Raw genomic sequence first — 20,899 nt, forward strand, 5'->3', positions numbered from 1 at the left:
GCTTTTCGCTTTAACCTTCTTTAAACGGTGTAGAAACACGTGAACCGAAACTTTTCTCACCCGGATCCAGCACATAGGGAATAAATGCCATACGCTGATCTGAATCTGGATTCTCCAACTCAGCAGGCTCAACCCCCAGCAGTCGAAGTGCCCCCGCTGCCACCTTGGAAAATACCGGTGCTGCGGTCAGACCACCGTAATAGTTCTTTCCAGAGGGGTCATCAATAATGACAACCATTGCGAGCCGTGGATTATCAATCGGTGCCAAACCGGCAAACATCCCAATGTAACGATCTTTGATATAACCGTTTGGCCCAACCTTTCTGGCCGTTCCGGTTTTCCCCCCAACCTCAAACGCATCAATCATCGCCCGGCCCCCGGTGCCACCATGAACGACCTCTCGAAGCATTTTTCTCAGGTCATCAGCAACCTGCTGATCCATTACCCGAACACCATCAGGTACAACATCTCTCTTGATGAGGGAGACAGGGCGCATAATTCCACCAGAGCCCAGTACTGTATAAGCCTGAGCCAGCTGCAAAGGGGTCACCGTCAAACCATAGCCAAACGATAACGTTGCAACCTCAATATCACTCCAGCGGTCCCGATAAGGCAGATAACCCGGATTTTCTCCGGGAAACCCGGTTCCAGTGCTTTGGCCAAGTCCAACTCTCTGGAGCAAATCCAGCACCTTATCCGGGCCAATAGCCAGAGCCATTTTTGAAACGCCAACATTGCTGGACTTTCTCAGCACTGTGGTAACATCAATAGCTCCGTAGTTCCGGATATCCTTTACCTGATCCCTGCCAAGTCGCATATAACCGGGTGCGGTATGAATCACTGAGCCTTTGTGAAACTGACCAGACTCCAGGGCAGCAGCTACCGTAAAAGGCTTCAGTGTAGACCCGGGCTCGACCATATCCGTCACCACCCGGTTCCGCATTTTATGCGCCTGCATATCAGCCCGATTATTAGGGTTGTATGCAGGCTGGTTAACCATTGCCAGCACTTCCCCGGTCTTGACATCGAGCATGATCAAAGAGCCGGCCTTGGCTTTGTGCAGCTCAACCGCCTTTTTCAACTCCCGGTAAGCCATATACTGAAGCCTCAGATCAATACTGAGCATGAGTTCCTTGCCAGGGCTGGCACTTTTCATCAGCTCAGCCTGACGGGCAAGCTGTCCCTTACGGTCCTTAAGTACCCTTCGCTGACCTGGATCACCGGACAGCCACTCATTGTAGGCTAACTCCAGACCCTCCTGACCTGACTCATCAATATTGGTAAAACCAACCAGATGGGCGGTCACCTCAGCAGCAGGGTAATAACGGCGATGCTCATTAATAGCCCGGACACCCGGTACTCTTAATGCCATGACCTTTCTTCCCTGCTCCGGCGTCAGCTGGCGCTTGAGGTAGATAAAATCCCTGGTTTTGGCTGCCTTCACGCGATCTGACAACCACTGATGAGAAACCCCCAGCTCCCGGGCCAGCGCCTGCCAGCGTTCACTGGCCTCATACAGCACTTCAGGGTCAGCCCAGATGGTCACAACCGGTGTACTGACAGCCAGCGGGTCTCCATTACGGTCAAAAATCACACCTCTATGAGCAGCGACAGACTCATAACGAACAGAGCGTTTATCACCTTCATTTTGCAGAAAGTGTCGATCCAGTAATTGCAAATCGACAATTCGGTATCCGATGGCCAGCCCTGCAACCAGCAGAACCGATTGCAGCATTTTCAGCCGCCACTTCCTGGTCAGACTATTAACCATATGGCCAATCCAGACAGGCTCCTTGCCAGCCTTGCTCTTTGAAGCCGACAGGTTTCGCTGTGATACTTTCCGCCCCTGAGTCATGGCAGAACCATCTCTATCTGGCTGGTCTTTGGCACGTCCATGCCCAATTTCTCCCTTGCAACCTTTTCAATTTTTCCAGGAGATGTCAGTGTGCTGTGTTCCAGCAACAACTTACCCCACTCAACCTGCGCACTGTTTCTGTTCTCAAGCTCCTGCTGAATCTGGTTATGTAGAAGACGATTCTCGTAGGAAACATAACCAACAGACAATCCCGACAATACAACCAGTAACAGCAGTAAAATAGCAGCACCATAAGAGCGAATGAGGTGCATATGCACCAGAAGACCATTGCCCATCATCAGGCCAGCTTTTCTGCCACACGCATGACAGCACTTCGCGCCCTGGGATTTTCCTGCACTTCCTGCCTGGAAGGTTTGATCGCCTTACCCAGACTTTTCATACGCCGATTCAACTGCTCTTCTGTCACCGGTAGCCAGCTTGGCAGCTCATCTCCCTTTTGATGCTTGCGGATAAAGCGTTTTACAATTCTGTCTTCCAATGAGTGAAAGCTGATCACCACAAGCCGACCACCCGGCTTCAATTTTTCCAGGGCACGATCCAGACAAAGCACCAGATCATCAAGTTCACGATTGATGTGGATTCTGATGGCCTGGAACGCCCGGGTAGCTGGGTGTTTACCCTTCTCTCTGGTCGGGCAGGCTGCTGCAATAATATCGGCAAGACGTCTGGTGGTCAGAATCGGTTCAATTTCTCTTTCTCTGACAATGGCTCTGGCCATCCTCCGGGAAAAGCGGTCTTCGCCATATTCCCAGATTACCCGGCTGATCTCCTGCTCTTCGGCCCTAGCCAGCCAGTCAGCAGCACTTTCTCCGTCCTGGTGATTCATCCGCATATCCAGAGGTCCCTCATGCATGAAGCTGAAGCCTCTTTCAGGATCATCCAGCTGAGGCGAAGAAACCCCAAGATCCAGCAAAATCCCATCGACCAACTGGTCACTATTCACTGAATCAACATCGGTAAACGAACCATGATGAATTGAAAACCGCGCGTCCTGGCGCGCAAGTTCGACACCAGTGGCAATGGCCGCTGGATCTTTATCAATTCCAATCAACCGCCCCTGCTCTGTCAGAGAGCTCAAAATTAAACGACTGTGCCCCCCTCTTCCAAAAGTACCATCGACATATACCCCGGAAGGATCAGTCAGCAACGCATCGACAGCCTCATTCAGCAATACTGTTTTATGTACATGGTTAGTCACCTCACTTTCGGCAGCTAACTCCTGGCTATCAACACGATTTAACGATTTCATAAACCTTTCACAATTTTTTCAAAGAAGTGGTTTACAAAGAGAGCGACTGCAATTCCATCGGAATCTCTTCTGACTCACTGGCTTCTTTCAGGTATTGGTCACGGCGCTCGTTCCAGCAACATTCATCCCAAAGCTCGAACTTCTTGCCCTGACCCAACAAAATACTGCGCTTTTCAAGACCTGCGTATTCACGCAATAGTGGAGGGATAAGAATGCGCCCATTGCTATCCAGATCGACATCGGTGGCATGCCCAATCAAGAGCCTCTGAATCCGGCGGGTCATTGGATGAAAACTGGGAAGTGCTTCAATTTTCTGCTGAATCAGCTCCCACTCATCCAGTGGATAAATCAGCAAACAAGGTTCGTCAGTGTCAATCGTTGCCACCAGGGCACCACCACAGCGATCCCGCAACACCTGCCGATAACGGGCTGGTATAGCAAGACGCCCTTTGGCATCCAGATTAATGGCATTTACACCGCGAAACACACTACCTTCTCCCTGGTCCCCGAACCCCTGGAAACCTTACGGTACCCATCAGTTATAAAAAGCACTAATGAGAGCCAACTCCATTCAGCCACCCATCACGCCCCACAATAATCCACTTTACACCACTAAAGCACACTATAGAAATCTGAAAAACCCACGTCAAGCAGGGGTTCTACCTCTTCCCGCTCAATATTGGACAACCAAATGAAAGTACAGTTTGAAAAATGAATATCGAACGCCTGAATACAACGGCCAAAACGAAGTCTGCAGAGGATTTAAAGAACCATAGTTCAGCTTTTTTTTAAAAGGCAGCAACACCGAATACCAAACGCTTTTATTGCGAAGAAGGCTAACAGGATAAAAACATTCGATTTGAATACAGTACAAAAAAGCGGATAGAACCAAGTCTTATGGCAACAGACGCCATAAGAGCAACAGGCAACAATCAGGAAAAGCCAGAATTCAAGCGGAAATAAAGCGGAAATAAAGAGTCGCGAGCCGGCCTGTAAGCCGGGTTCTGTCCAGCCTGCCAAAACAGGCCTGGGCAATCATTCATCTGGGATGTCTGTCACCAGACACCTCAAGCAACCTACCCGAATCCAGTGCGGGTCACACCTATAGGATTCCTATTTGGTCTTGCTCCAGGCGGGGTTTACCGTGCCATGGACTGTTACCAGCCATGCGGTGCGCTCTTACCGCACCCTTTCACCCTTACCGGCCAAATTCTTTTCAACAAAAGTTGAAAAAAACACTGGCTTAGGCGGTCTACTCTCTGCTGCACTTTCCGTAGGCTTTCGCCCCCCAGGCATTACCTGGCGCCCTACCCTCTGGAGCCCGGACTTTCCTCCCTCCACTCTGATCAAATAACCAGAGTGAACAGCGACTGCCCGGCCAGCTCGCGGCCGCGAATATTACTTGCCCGACTCCAGTTAATCAACCGAAATCAGCATTTTATTCACCAGACTTCATTTCCAGGCCCAGTTCATAAAGGTCTTTCTTCCTGAGTCCAGTCAGATCAGCGACCACCGCCGCTGCTTTTTTAATGGGCAAATCTTCCATTAAGCGCTGCAGCATCTTTTTAGTTTCCGGACTAATTTCAGAATCCCCTTCTTCTTTATAGCCTTCAATCAGCACAACAAACTCTCCACGCTGCTGATTGGAATCCGATCTCAAAACAACCTGAATATCAGAAACCGTTCCAGCCATTACGGTTTCAAAGGTTTTAGTGACTTCCCGGGCAAGAGCAATGTATCGGTCACCACCAAGCACCGTTTCCAGATCCTCCAGAAGCTCCATAATACGATGTGGAGACTCATAAACCCCCCAGGTACTGGAAAAAGCAGCCAACGATTCTATTCGCTTGCGCCGTCCCGCGCCTTTCGCGGGCAGAAAGCCTTCAAAATAAAAACGGTCAGTCGGCAAACCACTGACTGACAACGCTGCAATAAATGCACAGGCCCCGGGGATAGGGACCACTCGAAATCCAGCGTCTCTCACCAAACGAACCAGATAAAAGCCTGGATCAGAAATTAAAGGCGTGCCGGCATCACTAATCAAGGCAACTGTTTCCCCTGCCTTCATACGCCGAACAATCATCTCTGCCTGATGACGCTCATTATGGTCATGACAGGGAATCAGCGGAGTATCAATACCGAAGTGATTCATCAAGCGCTTACTGTGCCGGGTATCCTCTGCTGCAATAACGTCAACCTGACGAAGCACCTCTATGGCTCTGGGAGTCATATCACCCAGGTTGCCAATTGGTGTAGAAACTATATAAAGAAGCGAGTCAGACATGACAGTAGAGAACCGATGTAATTTTTCAGGCAACATTCTAACATTTTGATAACTTCACGACCGCAAAAAGTCTGTCGAACAGAAATTTACCACCACCTGAAAACAGGCATAAGAAAAGTCATATAAAAACGAGACAAGAAACTTTCTTAAAAGCAAAGTTCGTCAATAGAAATATGCGCCCCCGCTCATCCAAGAGCAAAAGCACTTTTGCCTACTGAAACATTACCTGTACGGGAATGTAATTTAAATTGTGTAAACGCTTGTCGTTAATACTCCAAAATGGAGAATAACAATGAGCGTTGAAATCAACGAAAAACTGGTAGATCAAATAGCCAGTCAGATTAAAACTCAGGATGATCTTGCCGACTTCAGCCGTTTACTTATTAAGGCGACTGTTGAACGTGTTATGGCCGCTGAATTGGAAGAGCATCTGGGTTATGCCAAATACTCGCCTGAGGGCCATAACACGGGCAACAGCCGCAACGGCAGCACCTCAAAGAATATCAAAGGAGATTTTGGTGAGGTCGAAGTCAAAGTCCCCAGAGATCGAAATGGTGACTTTGTTCCTCAGCTGATAGCCAAAGGCCAGACTCGGCTAAACAAGCTGAGCCTGTACTGCCTTTGACCGATGGCAGTTTTGCATACGCGTCTTTATCGCTGACCAGCGTGTAAACACCACTTGGACTCATTCCCATTTTTTTAGAGTAGGCTTTCACTGAAGGGTAATTGACCCCTGCTTGAGGATCATAACAACTTCCATCAGGCCGCTGCATAATGTAATGATCCCGCCTGACACTGAGACAACCATCATCAAAACCGAGCATTGAGTAATTACAAACATGCAAAAGCAGCCGCTCATTCCTGCACAACTTTGGCGGTGAGGTACGATGAACTGGGCAGTGTCTTTTAACTTCTTTCCAGCCAGAAGGATCGCTCTGCCCAAAGTACCAATCGGTGATCCTCGAAGAGCAATAAAAGCGGCTATCAAGCCCAAGAAGCTTAACGGCATTTTTAATACCAACAGGACCAGAATACCCAGCATTATTCAGATTCCCTCGAAGACTTTGCTTCAGCCCTCCACTACCACTGACCAGCCTTCCTGCAATCCCATAAATCGCCGCTTCAGCACTTCTATCCCTAATGGACTGACCATTAAATCCATAAAGTTTATTGCTGGGTATTTTCTTTATCCCAAGCTCATAAGCTGCCTGCTGCAGGCATCGTGCAGCACAACTGTTTTTATACTGCTGCTTTGGAAAAGCACCGAGATGCTTTGAAGCAACTGATGCCACGTTCCTGCTTTTCAAGTAAGACTTAATAAACCTGGCATCACGCAAAGGCCAGATTTGCTTAACCAAATCAGATTCAAGAACTGTCATTTTCCGGCCAAGTAACAAGCAGGCAAGCCCTTTAAGCCTGCCAACCCCTTTACCGGTATTGTAAAAATGAGATACAGCATCAAGTTTCGAAAGCTGCACACAACCATCCATGATAGCAACACCCATATTTTCTTCCCTGAACAGCGCAGAAAGCCCAACCGCCCGATGGACTGAATCATGAAACTCTACATATTATTGAAAATCAAAGGTATAACCAGGTAGCAAGCACAACTGACAGAAGCCATCATCAGATCTCGAAACGACCTTCTACCCACTGCAAATTTCAGGTAAAACCTGTAAATTGGTGGAATACTCGAAATTACAATAGCTATAACCTATAGTGTCGATTCCAAGCCCTGTGTACAATCGAAGTACTAACAAAGACACCCCAGAAGAGCTGGCCCACGACTTCAAATGATGACCCATACAACCGCTCTGCGTAACACCCTGCCCCGGAAACTGGTAGCCATCACACTGGCTGCAATTATTCCGGTACTGATTACTGCCTGCTCATCACAGCCAAAGACCACACTGCCGCCAATGGCAAAATCCATCAAGAGCATCGATCAACAGCTGGCCGATGCAGAAAGACTCAGCTATCCGGAACGAGCCAGCCTGACTCTTGAGATCACCAGAGAACTGATGAGTAAAGAGCCAGCCCGCACGCAGCAGATTCTTGATCAGATGCCTTACGAACAACTGCCAAAGCGGATTCAGGCTGAACTGGCGGTTCAACAGGCTCAGATTGCCCAGATCAATAATCAGGACTGGGTGGTATTTGAATGGCTTGATCGAGAGGCTGTTATTATCAGTAACAGCACCTACATTAATTCCCAGGCACATATTCTGAAAGCTCTTGCCTATGCAAGATATGGTGAATACCAGGCTTCACTGGATGAATGGCTGCTGGCTGGTCCTTACCTCACAGAAGCAGAGCGTGAACCCCATTACGACAGTTTCTGGCAGACACTCCTTCATGTTCCAGCCGAACGGCTCGACAGCCTGTACAAACAGGAAAAGTCACAGAAACTAAAAGGCTGGCTGGCCCTTGCATTAATCTATCAAACTGGCCGCAGCCTGGATCAGCAACTCACAGGCCTTGAACAGTGGAAACGGGACTGGTCATACCATCCAGCGCACAAATATCTGCCCGGGGACTTTGAAACACTAAAAAGCAGCTCAACAAAACGTCCTGACAAAATCGCTGTACTACTCCCACTTTCAGGGAGATTGAGCAAAGTTGGTGAAGCCGTCAGAGACGGCATGCTGGCTTCCCACTATGAAGCCATGACGAAAGGGGAGCCTCTTCCAGAACTGCAGTTTTATAATACCGAGAGCACCAATATTAATGATCTGGCCAGCCAGGCTATTGAGGAGGGAGCGCAGCTGATTATTGGCCCCTTGAACAAAAGCCGTGTAAAAGCGTTAAACACTGATATCACCAACCGCATCCCAGTTCTGGCGTTGAATTATATCGACGATGCTACTGACCTGTTTTTAGCTAATGGAGTACCGGCAACACCGACCGGATATCGTACCGGGCTCTACCAATTTGGACTCTCTGCAGAAGATGAAGCCATTATGGCAGCTGAGAGAGGCAGACTGGATGGGCACAAAACGGCAATTATCATTACGCCTAACACAGAGTGGGGAAAGAAAATCAATACCACTTTTAAGGCACAATGGGAAGAGCTCGGTGGTGTAATTGTTGGTTCTGGCGAATTTGATGCCAAAACCCAGTTCAGCAGTCTGGCCGGCTGGTTGCTGCACACAGACCAAAGCGAAGCAAGAGCGAAACAGCTCAACCGGGTTCTGGGCGAGAGACTTGGCTTTCAGGCTCGTCGACGCCAGGACGTTGACATGGTATTTATTGGCGCCAGTCCTCAGGAAGCAAGGCAAATCAAGCCTGCCCTAGCTTACCAATATGCAAGCAATGTTCCCGTCTACGCAACATCCAGTGCATTTTCAGGAATCACCAATACCAACCAGGATCAGGATATGGACGGTATTCGGGTTCCTGTTATGCCATGGTTAATTCCTGGAGCTCCAAGCCCGCTGGAGCAACAGATCAACACCCTGTGGCAACAATCCAGGGGCCAGCTGGGAACGCTTTACGCACTGGGTGCCGATGCCTACAAGCTCTACCCAAGACTCCAGCAACTCTCAAGCCTTCAAGGCAGCCAGCTGCAGGGAATGACCGGATCACTGAGTATCGCTCCGAGCGGAAAAGTCCATCGTGAACTCTCATGGCAAATATTCAGGAACGGTCGACTAACTCCACTCCCTATAGTGAAGCCCAAAACTCCTGAAAGAGAGATCTCTCTGAAAAACAAAGCTACAAAACCAGTAACTACAAGTACATCCACCCTCTATGCCCTGGAAGCTCAGACTCAGTAACAGAAAAGGTGCCGAGGCAGAAAAAAGTGCCCTGTTGTTTATGAAACAGCAGGGGCTGACGCTTTTACATAGCAACTTTGCCTGTAAAATGGGTGAAGTTGACCTGATTATGCTGGATCATTCCATACTGGTTTTTGTCGAAGTTCGCTCCCGAAGCCATTCTCAATTCGGTAATGCAGCCAGCTCTATTAACAGAAACAAGCAACAGAAAATTCGCAAGACTGCAGCCGTTTATTTGCAAAAATATCGTCAGCACAGCCACAGGATTTGTCGATTTGATGCAATATCCATTGACAATCATGACTCCACAGGGCAAAACAGCTTAAAATGGATTAAAAGTGCTTTTTAAGAAATTTTCTTAAAAGCAGAGAAATCTTCTGATCGCTTTTCAGAAGAGCGACTTCAAGAAGAAGGAAGAATGAGAACCAAGTGGTTTTCATTTCAAGGTTTCAGGCATGCATGAACGTATAACGCAACACTTTTCCGATAGCATCGACGCCAAAATTCGCTCGGCAGATGCACTCCCTCCGCTCATTGCCGACGCAGCAGAGATGATGGTTCAATCCCTGCTGAACGAGGGAAAAATTATGGCGTGTGGAAATGGAGGCGCGGCAGGCGACGCCCAACACTTTGTTTCTGAACTGCTTAACCGGTTTGATCGTGAGCGCCCCGCTCTGCCAGCCCTGTCACTTTGTGCAGACAGCCTGACCATGAGTTCTATCGCTAACGATTCAAGTTACAATGAAGTGTTCTCTAAACAAATAAGGGCACTCGGTCAGGAAGGCGACATACTGCTGGCTATTTCAGCCCATGGCAACTGTCCCAATATGGTTCAGGCCATACAGGCCGCTCATGACAGGAATATTCAGGTGATCGCCCTGACGGGAAAAGACGGGGGTGACATGGCTCGCCTGCTCCACCCGGAAGAGGTCGAAATCAGGGTGCCTGACATCAGTCCACAACGCATACAGGAAGTACATACCCTGGTCATTCACTGCCTTTGCGATCTGATTGATGAGTTCCTGTTTTCCGCCGAATAAACTGGAATCTTTTCCTCATCTCCACCAAACCTTAATTTTTCACTATTCATGACCTCAGGGGGGAACCATGAAACCTATCGGCATTGCACTCCTAGCCGGTTTACTGACCCTGTTAAGTGGTTGCGCAGCGCTGGTTGACTCCGTTAACGAAGAGCCTGTCAACATTGATAACAGCAAACGGACCTGGGGATCCTGGATGGATGACCAGACCATTGAAACCGTCACCGCTGTAAACATTAACAAGGCTGATCCAGCCCTGAGAGAGTCGCGAGTTAAAGTCATCAGCTTTAACGGCATAGTACTGCTCATCGGCCAGGTACCTGATGAAAGCCTGAAACGACTGGCTGGTCAGACAGCACAGAATGTGGAAAAGGTTCGCCAAGTCTACAATGAGCTGGAAATTGGTCCAAACGCAGACATCCTGGTGCAAAGTAACGACAGCTGGCTGACCACAAAAATCAAAACCTCAATGGTGACCAATGAAGCTGTTATTGCTGACAGAATCAAAATCAATACTGAACAGGGAACGGTTTATCTCATGGGACTCATCACCCCCAAAATGGCACAGGAGGCCGTATCAATCGCAGCCAACACCTACGGAGTTTCAAGAGTCGTTAAGGTGTTTGAATACATACAGTAATTAGTAATAAGACAATATTAAGGTCTGCTCTAATACTGGGCAGACCCTATTGCAATTGCAAGCGCCAGCCCTAGCCACAGCCCTAAAGCACAACCCAAAACTGATCATTGCCATAGATCAACAGTTTTCATCCTTCAGCAAGAAAAACACCCACTTCCTTGATCTCGGCTAATACCTAGATATTGAAATTCCCATAACTGATAGGATGCCCGTACCATGAAGAATCATTCCAGAATTCATGGCGATAGGCGAGCGGCGCATTCCTATCCGGTAAGCCCTCAAAGCTGTTTGAACTTGAGTATCAAGGGATCAATAAAATGAAAGGCATTCAGATTACTGCCAGCGAAAACAACGCTCTGGTTAACTCAATCTGGTTGATGGACGAAGCTGCTGGCGAAGCTCGCCTGATCTGCGCCAAAACTGACGAATTCAAGCAGGGTGAAGTCGTTTCCCTGGAAAAGCTGGGCCAGTTCGAATCCCGCGAACTGGATCTGGAAGTTCAGGAAACCACCATCCGCGAAGGTGGCCAGCATCTGAACGTAAACGTTCTTTCTCGTGAAATGCTGGAAGACGCTGCTGCCAACCCAGAGAAATATCCATCTCTGACCATCCGTGTTTCCGGCTACGCTGTTCGCTTCAACTCCCTGACGCCAGAACAGCAGCGTGACGTGATCACACGTACCTTCACTCAGGACCTGTAATACAGCGCTGCCCGACGCAGCAATGTATTCCTGAATTAAGACCGTGATTTTTCATTAAATTCACGGTCTTCACACCCTCCTTCCTTCCAACATTGTTCAAACCGCAATCAACTAAAGACACCTGCCTAAAACAGAGGATATAATTCCGCTGCCAGCCTCAGAAGCCAACCTGTTGAATCTGATGTCGCTGAGCCAGATGATTGTTGGAACGAACCATTAATGAAACCGAAAAACAAGCGCCTCGCGCTTCAGGACATCGCCGACCGGGTCGGTGTTACCAAAATGACGGTCAGCCGTTACCTCAAGGACCCAACACAGGTTTCAAAAGCCACCGGCGAGAAAATTCAGACAGTCATTGACGAAGTAGGCTATGTTGCCAGCCGCGTTCCCGACATCCTCTCTAACTCCACCAGCAAAGCCATTGGCATTCTGATCCCCTCTATCTCCAACCAGGTCTTCGCGGCCGTTGTTCAGGGAATAGAAAGCGTTACCGAGCCATCGGGTTATCAGACCATGATCGCTCATTATGGCTATGATAAAGACGTTGAAGAAAAGCGTATAGAATCCATGCTCTCCTATCAGGTTGATGGGTTAATTCTTTCTGAGTGCGAGCATACAGAAAAATCACTGCGCATGATCGAAAGCGCCGGTATCCCTGTGGTCGAAGTGATGGATTCCTGCCTCCCCCCCATTGACCTTGCTGTCGGCCTGAATCACAGAGCCGCCAGCGAGGCCATGATCAGGCGCATGCTGGAGAACGGCAAGAAAAAGATCGCGTTTATTGCCGCCAGAATGGACATCCGAGTCAGGCAACGCCTGCAGGGCTATCACAATATTATGGAGAGTGTTGGCTGTGATCCCATCATCCTCTCCACCTCGGCTAATTCATCATTCACTCTTGGTGCAGAGTTAATGGCCGAAGCTCTGGATAACCACCCTGAACTTGATGGCGTATTCTGCTGCAATGATGACCTGGCCATTGGTGCCATTATGGAATGTCAGAGAAGAGGGATTTCAATACCTGAGCAGATGGCCGTTGCCGGATTTAATGCACTGGATATAGGACGCTCCATCACCCCAAAGCTGGCCAGTATCGACACTCCAAGGTGGGAGATTGGCAGCCTTGCTGCAACAATGCTGCTGGACAAGCTATCAGGTAATTCACCAGAACAACCCGTTGTAGATCTTGGCTTTACGCTGTTTGAGGGCGAAAGCATTTAATTTTCCGTAAAAAACACATTCACTTCCAGAATACCCCAAATACAAAAAAAGGCGCTGACCACACTGAGAAAAAATAACTCCAGTGTCGCCAGCGCCTTTAAAGCCTGGAAATCAGGAAGCCATGGCAACCGCTTCAGCAGCCAGACGAGAGATCTCTGCCCAATTACGGGATGCAACCAGATCCGCAGGCAGCATCCAGGAACCCCCAATCGTTGCTACGCAACTCAGCGCCAGGTAGTCCTTGATATTATCAGGACCAATACCACCGGTTGGACAGAAACGCACCTGTGGTAATGGCGCAGAAATCGCCTTAAGCGCCTTAACACCACCGTTGATTTCTGCAGGGAAAAATTTCAGATGATCATAACCATGAGAAAGCGCCTGCATCACTTCAGAAGGCGTTGCACAACCGGGAATCAATGGCGCTGAACACTGACTGGCATGTGCCAGAAGTTCTGGCGTCATTCCGGGCGAAATGACAAATTTTGCGCCCGCCTTTACCGCCGCATCGTACTGGGATGCATTAATGACCGTGCCCGCTCCTACCATGGCATCAGGCATCGCTTCTGCAATCTGACGAATGGCTTCTAACGCCGCATCTGTGCGCAGAGTGATTTCAAACACCTTGATACCACCCTCACTCAATGCACGAGCCATGGGTACCGCATCTTCTACACGATCAATCACCATCACCGGCACAACCGGAGACGCGGCAAAAACAGCTGCTGGATGTATCGCCCACTGACTCATTTCACACCTCGACAAAACAGAATGGATGCCCCTTCTTCCGCACTGGAAACAGACTGGCGACAACCATTGAATAATTCACGACCGTATCCATGGTGCAGATCTGACAGATCCGGACAATGCGCTTCACGGGCAGAAAGGTCGGTATGCACAGCAATTTCACCAGTGACTGCATTAACCGTCACCTGGTCACCATCCTGCAAATAAGCCAGAGGACCACCCATTTGCGCTTCCGGAGTAACGTGAATAGCAGCAGGTACCTTTCCGGATGCACCTGATAGACGTCCGTCAGTCAACAGAGCAATCTTATAGCCTGCCTTCTGCAGGTTACCCAGGATTGGCATCAGCATATGAAGCTCTGGCATACCATTGGCTGCAGGACCATTGAAACGAACAACAATCACTGCATCCTGATTCAGCTTGCCAGCCTTATAAGCTGCTTCCACGTCATACTGGGAATTAAAGACCAAAGCAGGCGCAGTCGTCGAATAATGTTCTTCCGCTACCGCACTCACCTTGATAACGGCACGCCCAAGGTTTCCAGAGAGCACTTTCAGCCCGCCAGTTACCGCAAAGACCTGCTCGGAGTCAGCAATCACTTCAGGATTGCGTGTTCCGGACATGGATTTCCAGACCAGCTGACCATTGTCCAGTTCCGGCATTTTCAAATAGTCGGCCATGGTTCCATAACAGGGCACAGCATCCATATACAGCAGGCCACGTTCCGCCAGAGCTGCCAACAGAACAGGCACACCACCAGCATCATGAAACTGGTTGATATCAGCCGGACCATTTGGATAGACACGGGTCAACAGCGGAACCACCTGTGACAGCGCATCAAAATCATCCCAGGTCAGGATAAAGCCAGCCGCACGGGCCACAGCAATCATATGGATAGAATGGTTAGTACTGCCACCAGAAGCCAGCAGAGCCACCAGGCCATTGACCAGACTTTTCTCATCCAGCACCTTAAAGAGCGGACGATAGGCAGGGGCTCCATGAATTTTGCTGGCGATATCCCCTGCAATTTTCTGAGTCAATGCATCACGCAATTCGGTGCCTGGCGGAATAAACGCGGAGCCCGGCAACATAAGCCCCATGGCTTCAAATACCAGCTGATTGGTATTGGCCGTACCATAGAAGGTGCAGGTACCGGGTGCATGGTAAGCATTGCACTCCATGGTGAGCAACGCATCTTTGCCCACTTCACCGGCAACATACTGCTGACGGACCTTTACCTTTTCATCGTTGGTAATACCCGTCGGCATTGGGCCGGAAGGAACAAAAGCCGTTGGCAGATGACCAAACGACAGCGCACCAATAAGCTGACCCGGGGCAATCTTGTCACATACACCCAGCAACAGGGTTGCGTCAAAGGTGTTATGGCTGAGACTGATGGCAACGCTCTGGGCAATGACATCCCGGGAGTACAGGGACATATCCATCCCGGCCTGCCCCTGGGTCACACCATCACACATGGCGGGCACGCAACCGGCTACCTGGGCACTGTGCCCCTGCCGGGCCAGCGTTTCCTTAATGGTAAACGGGTAATCCTGGTACGGCTGGTGCGCACTCAACATATCATTGTACGCTGAGATAATCGCCACATTGGCACGGGTAAAGTTAAGAATGGTGTCTTTCTGCTGGGTACCACAGGCCGCCACTGCGTGAGCAAGATTGCCACAGCTGAGGGACTTGCGGATTTTGCCGGTACTGGCCTGGTGCTCCATGCGGTCAAGATAGTTCTGACGAAGTGACGCACTGCGCTCGGCAATCCTCTGCGTCACTTCAAGCACGATAGGGTTCATGCCGCAACCTCTCTGGTAAAACTGGCAGAAGCTTCAACGGCCATGGCCACCACCTGATCAATATCGCTGGAGATATCAACGTGGGCGACACCCATTTCATCTGCGCCGGGTACTTCAAGGGTATTAAACTGGCTCTGCAGCATGGTCTCTTTCATAAAGTGCCCCTGGCGAGCCTTCATTCTTTCAAGGATCAGATCATAACTGCCATCCAGGAAGATAAAATAAACCTGGTCATTACCTTCACGAATGATGTCTCGGTACTGTTTTTTCAGAGCAGAACAAACAACAACACCCGTTTCATTTTTCGCCTGCACACTGAAGCAGACATCACGAATTCTTTCCAGCCATGGCTGACGATCATCGTCGTTCAGTGGATTTCCACCAGCCATCTTCTCAATATTAGCCCTGGGATGGAGATCATCACCATCAATAAACTTGGCACCGATTGCCCGGCTGAGTGACTCACCTACAGTAGACTTGCCAGAACCGGATACACCCATTACTACAAATGTTTTGCCACTCACTTTTTTGATCTCGATCAATAGTTATCGAAAAAATACAGAGAATAAACTTCTTCAAACAGCATGTTACGGGTAACATGTTACCCGTAACATTGAATCATGAAAAGTTTTTAAATTTTTTGAGACGAATCAATCATGTCGGACCTTTCTCTGATATATACCGCAGCCGGCTCCATCCTGCTGCTCCTGTTTCTGGTGATGAAAGCCAGACTGCACGCTGTAGTAGCACTGATTCTGGTGTCCATGATTGCCGGTATCGCTACTGGCATGAATCCGGCTGACATCGCCGCAACTATCCAGAAAGGTATGGGCGGAACACTGGGCTTCGTTGCCGTTGTGGTTGCTCTTGGTGCCATGTTCGGAAAGGTCATGGAAACCACCGGCGCTCTCGATCGCATCGCCCAGACCCTGCTGGCACGTTTCGGTAATGAGAAGGCCAACTGGGCAATTACCTTCACGGGCTTTATCTGCGCACTGCCACTTTTCTTTGACGTAGCTGTTGTACTGTTGATCGGTGTCGTCTTTGCCATCGTCAGAAAGAGCAAGGAAAGCGTTGTTAAAATGGGTATCGCCCTGCTTGCCGGTATCGCTACCTGCCAGGCATTCCTGATCCCTGCACCCGGTCCAATTCTGGTTGCTTCTCAGCTGGGCGCCGACTTTGGATGGATGATTCTGATTGGTCTGTCTGCTTCTATTCCAGCCATGATTCTTGCCGGCCCCATGTTTGGTTCTTTCATCAGCAAAATCGTTGATGTACCACTGCCTGCACACGCTGCCGCCAGCGAAGAATTCAAAGACCGCAACGGCACCCTGCCATCTTTTGGCCTGGCATTCGCCCTTATTATCCTGCCTCTACTGATGATCGGCCTGCAGACCATTGGCTCCCGTTTTGTTGAAGCTGGCTCTACTGTTCACGGCTGGCTGACCTTTATTGGCCACCCATTCACTGCCATCATGGTTGCCTGTCTTGCTGCCTGCTACCTGCTGGGCATCAAGCGCGGCTATACCAAAGATGAAGTGATGAACATCTGTGGATCCGCTCTGCAGCCAGCGGGCGTTATCATCCTGGTAACCGGTGCCGGTGGCGTCTTCAAGCAGGTACTGGTGGATTCTGGTGTTGGTCAGGCGCTTGGTAACATGCTGGCTGGCACAGGCCTGCCGATTGTAATCCTGGCCTTCATCCTGGCCGCTGCCGTTCGTGTTATTCAGGGCTCTGCAACGGTAGCCATGCTGACTGCCTGCGGCCTGATCCTGCCAATGCTGGAGCCTCTGGCACTGTCTGGTGCACAACTGGCAGCAGTCACCGTTGCCATCGGTGGTGGTGCGATTGTTCTGTCTCACGTTAACGACTCTGGCTTCTGGCTGGCCAACCGCTACCTGGGATTGAACGAAAAGCAAACCCTGCAAACCTGGACTGTGATGGAAACCATCATTGGTACCACCGGTGCCGTGGTTGCCGTGATCTTCAGCTTGTTTATCTAAGAAGCTACTCCATAAAAAAACTCCAGCATTTGCTGGAGTTTTTTTGTTTGCGACAAACCAATTTCGATTACATTCCATTTCGAAAGGTTTTGTGATCAATCACACCACTCTCTCTAACCAGCTTTAACCCTGTTGAGTATTCTTTGAGCAGCTTGAGACAATAGTCCACCCTCTCCTGCAAGTGCTCATCCCCCTCAGGGTCTTCACCCGTAAAGACCTGCCCCACATGACGAACAATCAAATGATCCGGCAGATAGCAGATTCGGCAGTTCTTATAGCTACTGGTACGAAGCTCCACCACAGGATATGCTCCACCCTGCCCGGCAGAAACAGCAGTAATCAATGCAGGCTTATGGCCCAGCTCAGCAGTACCAAACAGAAGAAAGAAATTCTTCAACCCTGCAGGCACCATACCATTCCACTCAGGGGCCACAACAACCAGCGCATCTGCCTCTTTTAGCTTCTGCTTCCAGGGTGCCAACCTGGCCTTCCACTCCTCATCACCGCTCCAGATAGACTCATCCCAATGAGGCAGCGGGTTTCCCGCCAGCGATAGAATCTCAACCGAGTCAAATAAGGAAAGCTCAAGCACTCGATCTGCCAAAGCACGGCTGATCCGCTCACTCTGGGATTCCAGCCGATGACTGCCACTGATAATTGCAAGCTTCATTTTTCTTCCTGTTCTGCCCTGGACAATTTCACCCCAAACTTTAACAGAGAAAAGCATAGTTCAAAGAGGCACAATACAAAAAGCAAACCAAATATTTTGGGCAGGCATAAAAAAAGAGCCGCATAGCGACTCTTTTTCAAAGGGTTCAGCTGATAAAAGGGTTACTTAACCACTTTCAGATGAGGACGACCAGGCTTTTTCGGTGGCTGAGGAGGCTCTTCATCCGACACTTCTGCCTGAGTTTCTTCCACCTCTTCCTGCTCATCAAGAGGCTCCGCCTCAAAGACCATTCCCTGCCCATTCTCCTGGGCATAGATAGCCATCAATGCCGGAACCGGTACGGTAATCGTCAAGGCGCGACCACCGAAGCGACCATCAAACATGATGTAATCATTACCAATATTCAGAGCACGCACCGCCGTCGGCGAGATGTTCAGAACAATCTGGCCATCCTTAACGTACTCCTGGGGAACCTCAACGCCACGGCGATGGGCATCCACCAGAATATAGGGTGTGCAATCATTATCAAGAATCCATTCATACAATGCTCTGGCAATATACGAACGGCTACTGGTCATTGTCATAACAGCCTCCGGACAAACACTTCACGCCGCCAGCCAGGTTACTCACGCATTTCCTTTTCGATTTCAGAAAGGCTCTCCTGGAACGACTCACGCTCAAATAAACGCTCAGCATAGTCCAGAATAGACTTGCCCTGCTTAGGCAGTTCAACGCCCAGCACTGGCAGGCGCCAGAGGATTGGTGCCACACAGCAGTCCACCAGAGTAAACTCTTCGCTCATAAAGAACGGCATTTCAGCAAAAATAGGCTCAACAGCCAGCAGGCTCTCACGCAGCTCTTTACGAGCACGAGCCGCAGGAGTCTCCTTGGTTCTTGGATCCAGAATAGTATCCACCAGGGCACACCAGTCTTTCTGAATGCGGTGCATCATCAGTCGGCTCTGGGCACGGCTGACTGGATAAACCGGCAGCAGCGGTGGATGAGGAAAACGTTCGTCCAGATATTCCATCATGACGTTTGGCTCATAAAGAACCAGTTCCCGGTCAACCAGCGTAGGTACGTTGTTGTAGGGGTTCAGATCGGAAAGCTCCCGTGGAAGGTTCTCCGGATTAACATTCTGAACGTCAACAGCAACGCCCTTTTCTGCCAGAACAATACGAACCCGGTGACAGTAATGGTCAGCTGGATCCGAGAAAAAAATCATGGATGACTTTTTGGCAACTACAGCCATGAAGTACCCCCGCCTTCATGCAAAGGATGAGAGAGTTCGGCAACAATCCCGGCCATGACAATAACCAGAGGATGACCACAGGCTACTGCATAACGGGTAAAACAGCCGCCCGCGAAATAACGCACTATCATAGCAAACTTTGCACCTGCCATAACAGCCCTACCAACGCAAATACTTAATACAACAATAACATACCGAAGATACAGCTCCGCCTAAACACTGTAGAGACTGCTTTCCGACAGTCTGATTGAAGCGCAGTCAGCCCCTCTAAAACACTCAGATTCACCATGACAGGCGATGACAGATCCACCTGCAAACATAATGAGCAACTACACTGAACGCTTATAAAATCACAAAACGGCAAGTAACAGGAAAACCTTTATTGCATTTGCACCGTACACTTTCATCTGATAGCAATAAGTAATGGATATGCTGTTTTTCTATTAAAGAAGCACCCCGCAGTTATTCATGCTGGCTCTGCTTACTGTCAACTGATTGCTCAAAGTCCCTATACACCGATACTCAGGAGAGGAAACGTGGCTGAGAATACTGCGAGTCAGATAGACTACAGTGTCACCCCAGACACTCATCCGGAAAAAGTAACTCGAACGCTGGTTCTGAACGAAGGCAACCCCGAGAGCAAACGACAGGAGTTGTTAAATTATTTCCTTCAGACATTTGATCAGTATGATCTGCTGTTTGAAACTCTGGCGTGTGAAGAAGCCTGGTATGAAAAAGCGATCCCCCTCCGCCACCCTCTGATCTTCTATTACGGGCATACTGCCGCGTTTTTTATCAACAAACTGATCACCGCCAAATTGATCTCGGAACGCGTTGACCCTTACATCGAGTCCACCGTTGCCATAGGTGTGGATGAAATGTCCTGGGATGATCTGGACGACAGCAACTACCAGTGGCCAACCGTTCAGCAGGTTCGCGACTACCGCAGCAAAGTCAGAGCACTCGTTGCCAGCTTTATACAGGATATGCCATTAGAGATACCTATCATCTGGGAGAGTCCAGCCTGGATCATTCTGATGGGTATTGAGCATGAGCGTATCCACCTTGAAACATCTTCGGTTCTTATTCGTCAGCTCCCAATCTCATATGTCCAGCCACACAACTACTGGCAGCACTGCACCGAAACCGGGGCCGCACCAGACAACAGCCTGATTGAAATAACCAGTCGATCGCTGCGTCTGGGCAAAGATTATGATGATTCTCTTTACGGCTGGGACAATGAATATGGACGTTTCGAGGTTGAGGTCGCGCCATTCAAAGCCAGTGAATATCTGGTCAGCAATCAGGAATTTAAAACCTTTATTGATGCCGGTGGTTATGACAACGAACGTTGGTGGACCGATGAAGGCTGGGCCTGGGCGACGTTCAGCAACAATGATGGCAAAGCTCGCCACCCCGAATTCTGGGTACCCGACAGAGATAGTTATCGCTATCGTACCATGCTCGAAGAGATCGACATGCCCTGGAACTGGCCAGTAGACGTTATACCAATCGCATTTTCTAAATCCTTAAGCTGCCGCCAACTATGCTTAGGCATCATTACCATGCATTATCTAGAACAGATGTCTCGTCGACCACAGCTACCCGAAGGTTTTAATGATGTTGATTTTC

22 protein-coding genes and 1 other RNA gene are annotated in these 20,899 nt (G+C 49.4%); 9 read left to right on the forward strand and 14 right to left on the reverse strand.

The window, feature by feature from the left end; translation table 11 throughout:
• Positions 1 to 10: 10 nt before the first annotated feature.
• The 6 genes from AK963_RS03120 to rsmI all read right to left on the reverse strand — a co-directional run bounded on the left by AK963_RS03120 (position 11) and on the right by rsmI (position 5,409).
• The gene (locus AK963_RS03120) at positions 11 to 1,855 is read right to left on the reverse strand and encodes a peptidoglycan D,D-transpeptidase FtsI family protein (RefSeq protein ID WP_066014018.1); all 1,845 of its coding nucleotides are present in this window, start codon (positions 1,853 to 1,855) and stop codon (positions 11 to 13) included.
• A complete protein-coding gene (gene ftsL, locus AK963_RS03125) occupies positions 1,852 to 2,154 on the reverse strand; it encodes a cell division protein FtsL (RefSeq protein ID WP_083232422.1) in 303 nt (100 codons plus the stop codon). The genes AK963_RS03120 and ftsL overlap by 4 nt, the downstream gene beginning before the upstream one ends.
• Positions 2,154 to 3,125, reverse strand: a complete 972-nt coding sequence (rsmH, locus tag AK963_RS03130) for a 16S rRNA (cytosine(1402)-N(4))-methyltransferase RsmH (protein ID WP_066014019.1) — start codon at positions 3,123 to 3,125, stop codon at positions 2,154 to 2,156. Before rsmH ends, ftsL begins: the two co-directional genes overlap by 1 nt.
• A 31-nt stretch (positions 3,126 to 3,156) precedes the next feature.
• Positions 3,157 to 3,612, reverse strand: a complete 456-nt coding sequence (gene mraZ, locus AK963_RS03135; RefSeq protein ID WP_066014020.1) for a division/cell wall cluster transcriptional repressor MraZ — start codon at positions 3,610 to 3,612, stop codon at positions 3,157 to 3,159.
• A gap of 490 nt (positions 3,613 to 4,102) precedes the next feature.
• Positions 4,103 to 4,511, reverse strand: an RNA gene (gene rnpB / locus AK963_RS03140) — RNase P RNA component class A.
• A 52-nt stretch (positions 4,512 to 4,563) separates the two neighbouring features.
• A complete protein-coding gene (gene rsmI / locus AK963_RS03145; protein ID WP_066014021.1) occupies positions 4,564 to 5,409 on the reverse strand; it encodes a 16S rRNA (cytidine(1402)-2'-O)-methyltransferase in 846 nt (281 codons plus the stop codon).
• 292 nt (positions 5,410 to 5,701) lie between these two features.
• Between rsmI and AK963_RS03150 the strand changes: the two genes are divergently transcribed.
• Complete coding sequence (locus AK963_RS03150) at positions 5,702 to 6,034, forward strand: transposase (protein ID WP_066014022.1); 333 nt, start codon at positions 5,702 to 5,704, stop codon at positions 6,032 to 6,034.
• On the opposite strand, the gene AK963_RS37015 is transcribed toward AK963_RS03150, so the two are convergent.
• Positions 5,940 to 6,914, reverse strand: a complete 975-nt coding sequence (locus tag AK963_RS37015; RefSeq protein WP_476588281.1) for a T3SS effector IpaJ family cysteine protease — start codon at positions 6,912 to 6,914, stop codon at positions 5,940 to 5,942. The genes AK963_RS03150 and AK963_RS37015 overlap by 95 nt on opposite strands.
• 288 nt (positions 6,915 to 7,202) lie before the next feature.
• On the opposite strand from AK963_RS37015, the gene AK963_RS03160 reads away from it, so the two are divergent.
• The 6 genes from AK963_RS03160 to AK963_RS03185 all read left to right on the forward strand — a co-directional run bounded on the left by AK963_RS03160 (position 7,203) and on the right by AK963_RS03185 (position 12,787).
• A complete protein-coding gene (locus AK963_RS03160) occupies positions 7,203 to 9,185 on the forward strand; it encodes a penicillin-binding protein activator (RefSeq protein WP_066014024.1) in 1,983 nt (660 codons plus the stop codon).
• Positions 9,160 to 9,534 (forward strand): YraN family protein, encoded by a 375-nt coding sequence (locus AK963_RS03165; protein ID WP_066014025.1) that lies wholly within the window; start codon positions 9,160 to 9,162, stop codon positions 9,532 to 9,534. Before AK963_RS03160 ends, AK963_RS03165 begins: the two co-directional genes overlap by 26 nt.
• Before the next feature lie 106 nt (positions 9,535 to 9,640).
• Positions 9,641 to 10,225 (forward strand): phosphoheptose isomerase, encoded by a 585-nt coding sequence (locus tag AK963_RS03170; RefSeq protein WP_066014026.1) that lies wholly within the window; start codon positions 9,641 to 9,643, stop codon positions 10,223 to 10,225.
• 67 nt (positions 10,226 to 10,292) lie between these two features.
• On the forward strand, positions 10,293 to 10,865 hold the full coding sequence (locus tag AK963_RS03175; RefSeq protein WP_066014027.1) for a BON domain-containing protein: 573 nt from the start codon (positions 10,293 to 10,295) through the stop codon (positions 10,863 to 10,865).
• A gap of 317 nt (positions 10,866 to 11,182) precedes the next feature.
• On the forward strand, positions 11,183 to 11,566 hold the full coding sequence (gene grcA, locus AK963_RS03180; protein WP_066014028.1) for an autonomous glycyl radical cofactor GrcA: 384 nt from the start codon (positions 11,183 to 11,185) through the stop codon (positions 11,564 to 11,566).
• Between the two features lie 219 nt (positions 11,567 to 11,785).
• On the forward strand, positions 11,786 to 12,787 hold the full coding sequence (locus AK963_RS03185; RefSeq protein ID WP_066014029.1) for a LacI family DNA-binding transcriptional regulator: 1,002 nt from the start codon (positions 11,786 to 11,788) through the stop codon (positions 12,785 to 12,787).
• A 111-nt stretch (positions 12,788 to 12,898) separates the two neighbouring features.
• Here the strand turns inward: AK963_RS03185 and AK963_RS03190 are convergent, their stop codons facing one another.
• The 3 genes from AK963_RS03190 to AK963_RS03200 are packed head-to-tail and all read right to left on the reverse strand — an operon-like array spanning position 12,899 to position 15,866.
• Positions 12,899 to 13,537: a bifunctional 4-hydroxy-2-oxoglutarate aldolase/2-dehydro-3-deoxy-phosphogluconate aldolase gene (locus AK963_RS03190; RefSeq protein ID WP_066014030.1), complete on the reverse strand. Its 639-nt coding sequence runs from the start codon at positions 13,535 to 13,537 to the stop codon at positions 12,899 to 12,901.
• On the reverse strand, positions 13,534 to 15,342 hold the full coding sequence (gene edd / locus AK963_RS03195) for a phosphogluconate dehydratase (protein WP_066014031.1): 1,809 nt from the start codon (positions 15,340 to 15,342) through the stop codon (positions 13,534 to 13,536). Before edd ends, AK963_RS03190 begins: the two co-directional genes overlap by 4 nt.
• Complete coding sequence (locus AK963_RS03200) at positions 15,339 to 15,866, reverse strand: gluconokinase (RefSeq protein ID WP_066014038.1); 528 nt, start codon at positions 15,864 to 15,866, stop codon at positions 15,339 to 15,341. Before AK963_RS03200 ends, edd begins: the two co-directional genes overlap by 4 nt.
• A 132-nt stretch (positions 15,867 to 15,998) precedes the next feature.
• Between AK963_RS03200 and gntU the strand changes: the two genes are divergently transcribed.
• Positions 15,999 to 17,345, forward strand: coding sequence for a gluconate transporter (gene gntU, locus AK963_RS03205; RefSeq protein ID WP_066014032.1), 1,347 nt, complete (start codon positions 15,999 to 16,001; stop codon positions 17,343 to 17,345).
• Positions 17,346 to 17,412: 67 nt separating this feature from the next.
• Here the strand turns inward: gntU and AK963_RS03210 are convergent, their stop codons facing one another.
• The 4 genes from AK963_RS03210 to AK963_RS33080 form a co-directional block, all read right to left on the reverse strand.
• On the reverse strand, positions 17,413 to 18,015 hold the full coding sequence (locus AK963_RS03210; protein WP_066014033.1) for an NADPH-dependent FMN reductase: 603 nt from the start codon (positions 18,013 to 18,015) through the stop codon (positions 17,413 to 17,415).
• Between the two features lie 161 nt (positions 18,016 to 18,176).
• Positions 18,177 to 18,599, reverse strand: coding sequence for a ClpXP protease specificity-enhancing factor (locus tag AK963_RS03215; protein ID WP_139117220.1), 423 nt, complete (start codon positions 18,597 to 18,599; stop codon positions 18,177 to 18,179).
• 38 nt (positions 18,600 to 18,637) lie between these two features.
• Positions 18,638 to 19,267 (reverse strand): glutathione S-transferase N-terminal domain-containing protein, encoded by a 630-nt coding sequence (locus AK963_RS03220; RefSeq protein WP_066014034.1) that lies wholly within the window; start codon positions 19,265 to 19,267, stop codon positions 18,638 to 18,640.
• Positions 19,258 to 19,398 carry a hypothetical protein gene (locus AK963_RS33080; RefSeq protein WP_238593629.1) on the reverse strand — a complete coding sequence of 47 codons (141 nt, stop codon included), beginning with the start codon at positions 19,396 to 19,398 and terminating at the stop codon, positions 19,258 to 19,260. The genes AK963_RS03220 and AK963_RS33080 overlap by 10 nt, the downstream gene beginning before the upstream one ends.
• 405 nt (positions 19,399 to 19,803) lie before the next feature.
• On the opposite strand from AK963_RS33080, the gene ovoA reads away from it, so the two are divergent.
• A partial coding sequence (gene ovoA, locus AK963_RS03225; RefSeq protein WP_238593630.1) for a 5-histidylcysteine sulfoxide synthase occupies positions 19,804 to 20,899 on the forward strand: 1,096 nt, incomplete at its 3' end.

The sequence above is a fragment of the Endozoicomonas atrinae genome (genome assembly GCF_001647025.1).
GTDB classification, from domain to species: domain Bacteria; phylum Pseudomonadota; class Gammaproteobacteria; order Pseudomonadales; family Endozoicomonadaceae; genus Endozoicomonas; species Endozoicomonas atrinae.